The 6291-nt window shown below is 70.6% G+C and carries 5 protein-coding genes; 4 read left to right on the plus strand and 1 reads right to left on the minus strand.

Annotated elements, in window-relative coordinates:
* The coding region (locus I5E_RS10545; protein WP_022906950.1) for a LacI family DNA-binding transcriptional regulator at positions 1 to 945 on the minus strand (945 nt) is incomplete at its 3' end.
* Positions 946 to 1092: 147 nt separating this feature from the next.
* On the opposite strand from I5E_RS10545, the gene I5E_RS10550 reads away from it, so the two are divergent.
* The 4 genes from I5E_RS10550 to I5E_RS10565 all read left to right on the plus strand — a co-directional run.
* Positions 1093 to 2391 carry an ABC transporter substrate-binding protein gene (locus I5E_RS10550; protein WP_022906951.1) on the plus strand — a complete coding sequence of 433 codons (1299 nt, stop codon included), beginning with the start codon at positions 1093 to 1095 and terminating at the stop codon, positions 2389 to 2391.
* 5 nt (positions 2392 to 2396) lie between these two features.
* Positions 2397 to 3425 (plus strand): carbohydrate ABC transporter permease, encoded by a 1029-nt coding sequence (locus I5E_RS10555; RefSeq protein WP_022906952.1) that lies wholly within the window; start codon positions 2397 to 2399, stop codon positions 3423 to 3425.
* A gap of 31 nt (positions 3426 to 3456) precedes the next feature.
* The gene (locus tag I5E_RS10560; protein ID WP_022906953.1) at positions 3457 to 4332 is read left to right on the plus strand and encodes a carbohydrate ABC transporter permease; all 876 of its coding nucleotides are present in this window, start codon (positions 3457 to 3459) and stop codon (positions 4330 to 4332) included.
* A gap of 188 nt (positions 4333 to 4520) precedes the next feature.
* The coding region (locus tag I5E_RS10565) for a glycoside hydrolase family 3 N-terminal domain-containing protein (protein ID WP_083857935.1) at positions 4521 to 6291 on the plus strand (1771 nt) is incomplete at its 3' end.

Genomic DNA, 6291 nt, shown 5'->3' on the forward strand with positions numbered 1-6291 from the left:
GCATCGTCGGAGCATGTCGACCGCCCGCGAGCCGAGCTCGACGAGGGGCTGTGCGACGGTGGTCAGCGGTGGCGTGGTCGTGGCGGCCTGCGGCACGTCGTCGAACCCGACCACCGACAGGTCGTCGGGGACCTGCAGTCCGAGCTCGGCGGCGGCGCGGAGCACCCCGACCGCCGACGAGTCGTTGGCCGCGAACACCGCGGTCGGACGGTCCGGGCCGGCGAGCAGGTCGGCGGCGACCTCGGCCGAGCGGTCCTCCTGGTAGCCGCCGTCGCGGACGAGCGACTCGTCCACGGGCAGGCCCGCCGCGGCCAACGCGCGCCGGTAGCCGGCCTCGCGGAGCTGTGCCGACGCCAGGTCCGGACGGCCGCGCAGGTGTGCGATCCGGGTGTGCCCGAGCGCGACGAGGTGCTCGACCGCCTGGACGGCCCCGGCCTCGTTGTCCGAGTCGACCGTGGCGTGCCCCTCGGGGCCCGTGTGCGGGTCGATCGCCACGACCGGGATCGACGAACTCGACAGCGCGGTGCTCGGCGTGACGACGATCGCGCCGTCGATGAGCGTGCCGGACAACCGTGAGAGGGACCGGCGTTCCCAGCCCTTCTGCTCGGCACCGGTCACGAGGCCGGCGTACGCGAGCAGCTCGTAGCCGGTACCGGTGGTGGCGCCGGACACCCCGCGCAGGAGCTCGGTCGAGAACGGTTCGAACTCGGTGACGAGGATCCCGATGACGTTCGTCCGCGAGCTGCGGAGGCTCCGTGCGACGAGCGAGGTCTCGTAGCCGAGCTGCTCGACCACCTCCTGCACCCGCAGGATCGTCGCCGCGGCCACGCCGTCGCGCTGGTTGATGACCTTCGACACGGTCGGGATGGACACCCCGGCGGCACGTGCGACGTCCGCGATGGTGACCCGGCCGGCTCCGGGACGCATGCCGAGGGCCGTGTCCATGTGCACACCGTACCGCTGACCCCGCGCCGAATCGGTAAAGAAAACGTTATCGATATCGATTGACAAGCGTCCGGAGCAGCTGGCACGCTCTCCGCAGCGGCAGTCGATGTCGCTGTTTGTCAACGACGACACTTCAGGAGATCCACGATGACGAGGAAGATCCGTGCCGCAGCAGCCATCGCGCTGATCGGGACGACCGCACTGGTGGCCGCGGGCTGCTCATCCGGCAGCGACGCGGCCGGCGGCGACGGCGGGAAGGTCTCGATGACCTTCTGGCACAACTCGACCACCGGTCCCGGCAAGGCGTTCTGGGAGAAGACCGTCAAGGACTTCGAGGCGAAGAACCCGAACGTCACCATCAAGATCCAGGCCATCCAGAACGAGGACCTGGACGGCAAGCTCCAGACCGCCCTCAACTCGGGGTCCGCACCCGACGTCTTCCTGCAGCGCGGCGGCGGCAAGATGTCCGCGATGGTGAACGCCGGCCAGCTGATGGACATCTCCGACTCGATCGGGAAGACGGCGAAGAGCGAGATCAGCGACGGTGCCTTCGGCGGGTACAAGCAGGACGGCAAGACCTGGGCCATGCCGGTCGACGTCAACCCGGAGGGGATCTGGTACAGCCAGGACCTCTTCGAGCAGGCCGGCATCGAGGGCACGCCGACCACGATGGACGAGCTGAACGACGACATCCAGAAGCTCAAGGACAAAGGCATCCAGCCGGTCGCCGTCGGTGCGAAGGACGCCTGGCCGGCCGCGCACTGGTACTACAACTTCGCGCTCCGCGCCTGCAGCGAGAAGACCCTCGTCAAGACCGCGCAGGACCTGAAGTTCACGAACTCCTGCTGGACCCAGGCGGGCAAGGACACCAAGGCGTTCTTCGACACGAAGCCGTTCAACGACGGCTACCTGACCACCGCTGCGCAGCAGGGCGCCGGCAGCTCGGCCGGGCTGGTCGCGAACCACAAGGCCGCGATGGAGCTCATGGGGGCGTGGGACCCGGGCGTGATCTCCTCGCTCACCCCGGACGGCAAGCCGCTGTCCGACCTCGGCTTCTTCCCCTTCCCGGAGGTCTCCGGCGGCAAGGGCGCACCCGGTTCGATGATGGGCGCGGTCGACGGGTACTCCTGCTCGGCCAAGGCTCCGAAGCAGGCGTGCACCGACTTCCTCAACTACATGACCGAGAAGCCCGTGCAGGAGGCCTACTACAAGGCCTTCAACGCGATCCCGGCGAACGAGTCCGCGCAGTCGGTCGTCACCGAGCCGTACCTGAAGACCGTGCTCGAGTCGTACAACAAGGCCCCGTTCGTGTCGAACTACCTCGACACCGTCTACGGCCAGAACGTCGGCAACGCGCTCAACACGAGCGTGGTCAACCTGCTCGCGGGCAAGGGGTCCGTCGACGACATCATCTCCACCGTCAACCAGGCCGCGGCGAAGGGCTGACACCCATGACCACCTCCGTCACCAGCGCCTCCTCGGCTCGTCCCGAGGAGGCCCGGTCCGGGACGGGGCGTCGCACGGGCGGGGCCGACGGTTCGCCGTCGGCCCCGGTCCGCCGGGTCCGCAAGGGGACCGACGTCCGCACCCGGGTCGAGATCGCCGTCCTCGCGGGCCCCGCGACCATCATGTTCGTCGGGGTCGTCATCCTGCCCGTCGTGCTCGCGGCCTACTACGGCTTCTACCGCTGGCAGGGCTACGGCACCCCCACCGACTTCGTCGGCCTGCAGAACTACGCGGTGATCTTCACCGACGCCGCGTTCCGGGGCGTGCTCTGGCACAACCTGATCATCGTCGTCGGGTCGCTCCTCGTGCAGGGCCCGATCGCGATCGTCCTCGCGCTGCTGCTCAACCAGCGCATCCGCGGACGTGGCCTGATCCGCGTCCTCATCTTCCTGCCCTACGTCATCTCCGAGGTCATCGTCGGCACCGGGTGGAGCCTCATGCTCCAGTCGAGCGGCGCCGTGAACGACCTGCTCCAGACCGTCGGGCTCGGTGCGCTCCGCGCCGACTGGCTGTCGAACCCCGACATCGCGATCTGGACGCTGCTCGCGATCATCTCGTGGAAGTACATCGGTTTCGCGGTGATCCTCTTCCTCGCCGGACTGCAGAGCATCCCCGAGGAACTGTTCGAGGCCGCGCAGCTCGACGGCGCGAGCTACTGGCAGATCCAGCGGCGCATCACGCTGCCGCTCCTCGGCCCGACCGTGCGCATCTGGGCGTTCCTGTCGATCATCGGGTCGCTGCAGCTGTTCGACCTCGTCTACATCATCTGGGGGCAGTACATCGCCTCGACGGCCGGCACCTCGACGATGGCGACGTACATGGTCGCCAACGGCCGCCTCTCCGGCAACTACGGGTACGGCAACGCCGTCGCCGTGGTCATCTTCCTCATCTCGCTGGTGATCGCCCTGGTCTACCAGCGGTTCGTCCTGCGCCGCGACACCGCCGGCGCCCTGACCGAGAAGGCCGACCGATGACCGCCACCGCCCTGACCGAGAAGGCCGACCGATGACCGCCACCGCCTCCCTCGTCGCACCGAAGCGTCGACCCCGCGACACCGGGCCCGTCCGGCGCGAGCGCAACCTGGGCACGTACTTCATCGCCCTGCTCTTCATCGCGGTCTGCGTCGGGCCGGTCCTGTACATCGTGCTCGGCGGGTTCCGCAGCAACTCGCAGATCACCGCGAGCCCCGCAGGTCTCCCCAGCCCGTGGCAGGTCGACAACTACCTCTCCGTGCTGTCGAGCGGCGTGTTCTGGCAGCAGCTCGGCAACTCCGTCATCGCGGGCGTCACCACCACCGTCGGCGTCGTCGTACTCGGACTGATGGCCAGCTTCGTCATCGCCCGCTACCGGTTCCGGGGGCGCGACGCGCTCTACTCGCTCTTCGCCGCCGGCCTGATGTTCCCGATCACCGTCGCGATCACCCCGCTCTACCTGCTCGTGAAGGACCTCGGGCTGACCAACAGCCTGGCCGGGGTGATCCTGCCGCAGATCGCCTTCGCCCTGCCCACGACGGTGATCATCCTCGTGCCGTTCCTCCGCGCGATCCCCGACGAACTCGAGGAGGCGGCGTCGATCGACGGGGCCAGCCGGCTCGGGTTCTTCTTCCGGATGGTCGTCCCGCTGTCGCTGCCCGGTGTCGTGACGGTCGGCATCCTGGCGTTCATCGGCAGCTGGAACAGCTACATCCTCCCGCTGTTCATCCTCAACGACGCATCGGCGTACACGCTGCCGCTCGGGGTCCAGGCGTTCTCGTCGCAGTACTCGGTCGACACCGCCCGGGTGCTCGCGTTCACGTCGCTGTCGATGATCCCCGCGCTCGTGTTCTTCGCGGTCTTCCAGAAGCGCATCGTCGGCGGTCTGACCGGGGCGGTGAAGGGGTGAGCACGCTCGGCCCGACGGCCGAGACCACGGACGGCCAGGAGGCGCACCCCGCGACGCAGGAGCACGTCACCAGCGCGACCGGCGACGGACGGGAGGCGCGGGGCGGTCCCGTACCGCGCCTCCAGTCCGAACGCACCGACCTGGCGGACGGGGCCGCCGCCGACCGAGCGACCACCCTGCTCGCCGCGATGACGCTCGAGGAGAAGACCGCCCAGCTCGTCGGCTACTGGCTCGACCAGAACGGCCTCGTCGCACCGATGCAGGGCGAGATGGCCGGCGACCGGGACGCCGACGGCGGCCGGACGCTCGCGGACATCACCCGACACGGTCTCGGGCAGTTCACCCGGGTGTACGGCACCCGGCCGGTCGAACCCGACGAGCGCGCCGCCTGGCTCTGGGCCGAGCAGCGCCGGCTCAAGCGGGAGACGCGACTCGGGATCCCGGCGCTCGTGCACGAGGAGTGCCTCACCGGGCTCGCCGCGTGGAAAGCCGCCACGTTCCCGACCCCGCTGGCGTGGGGTGCCGCGTTCGACCCGGACCTCGTCGACCAGGTCGGCGAGGCGATCGGCGACTCGATGCGCCAGCTCGGCGTGCACCAGGGCCTCGCCCCGGTGCTCGACGTCATCCGCGACCCGCGGTGGGGGCGGGTCGACGAGTGCATCGGCGAGGACCCGTACCTCGTCGGGACGATCGGCACGGCGTACGTCCGCGGACTCCAGCGCGCCGGTGTGGACGCGACGCTCAAGCACTTCCTCGGGTACTCCGCGTCGCAGGCCGGCCGGAACCACGCCCCGGTGCACGCCGGCCCGCGCGAGGTCGCCGACGTCTTCCTGCCGCCGTTCGAGATGGCGCTGCGCGACGGCGGCGCCCGGAGCGTCATGAACTCGTACGCCGAGGTCGACGGCGTCCCGGTCGCGGCGAACGGCGAACTGCTCACCGACCTGCTCCGCGACCGTCTCGGCTTCGACGGCACGGTGGTGGCCGACTACTTCTCGGTCGCCTTCCTCGAGGTCATGCACGGCATCGCCGCCGACCGTGGCGAGGCGGCCGCGATGGCCCTCACCGCGGGGATCGACGTCGAGCTCCCGTCCGGTGACGCCTACCTGCAACCGCTGGTCGACCGCGTGCGGGCCGGCGAGGTGGACGAGGCGCTCGTCGACCGCGCGGTGCTCCGCGTGCTGCGCCAGAAGGAGCGGCTCGGACTGCTCGACCCCGACGCGTTCGAGGACGAGCCGCCGACCCGGATCGACCTCGACACGCCCCGGCACCGGGCACTCGCGACGGAGCTCGCCGCGAAGTCGCTCGTCCTGCTGTCGAACGGGTCCGTCGACGGCACTGACGCCCCGGTCCTGCCCCTCCGGCCGGGTGCCTCGGTCGCCCTGATCGGCCCGAACGCCGACCGGGCCGAGGCGCTGCAGGGCTGCTACTCCTTCGCCAACCACGTGCTCGCGGCCCACCCCGACCTGCCGCTCGGGTTCGCCATCCCGACCGTCCGCGAGGCCCTGACCGACGCCCTCGGCAGCGACGCGGTCCGCTTCACCGCTGGCTGCGCCGTGACGGGCGACGACCGGTCCGGGTTCGCCGACGCGGTGGCGGTCGCGGAGCGGTCCGACGTGGCGGTCGTCGTGGTCGGCGACCAGGCGGGGCTGTTCGGCCGCGGCACCGTCGGCGAGGGCAACGACACCGAGTCGCTCGACCTGCCCGGTGTCCAGCGCGGCCTCGTCGAGGCCGTCGTCGCCACCGGCACCCCGACCGTCGTGGTGCTGCTGACCGGTCGGCCGTACGCGATCGGCTGGGCGCTCGACGGCGTGCCGGACCACACCGGCGCCGTCGGACGTCGACCGGCCGCCGTCGTGCAGGCGTTCTTCCCGGGCGAGGGCGGCGGATCCGCGATCGCGGACCTAATCGCCGGGGTCGCCGCACCGTCCGGTCGGCTGCCGTCTCGCTGCCGCGGCGGCC

The organism is Curtobacterium sp. B18 (genome assembly GCF_000333375.1).
Classification (GTDB): domain Bacteria; phylum Actinomycetota; class Actinomycetes; order Actinomycetales; family Microbacteriaceae; genus Curtobacterium.

Coding starts and splice junctions, on each gene's coding strand:
- I5E_RS10560 (WP_022906953.1), top strand. CDS start 3,457: ATGACCGCCACCGCCTCCCTCGTCGCACCGAAGCGTCGACCCCGCGAC.
- I5E_RS10555 (WP_022906952.1), top strand. CDS start 2,397: ATGACCACCTCCGTCACCAGCGCCTCCTCGGCTCGTCCCGAGGAGGCC.
- I5E_RS10550 (WP_022906951.1), top strand. CDS start 1,093: ATGACGAGGAAGATCCGTGCCGCAGCAGCCATCGCGCTGATCGGGACG.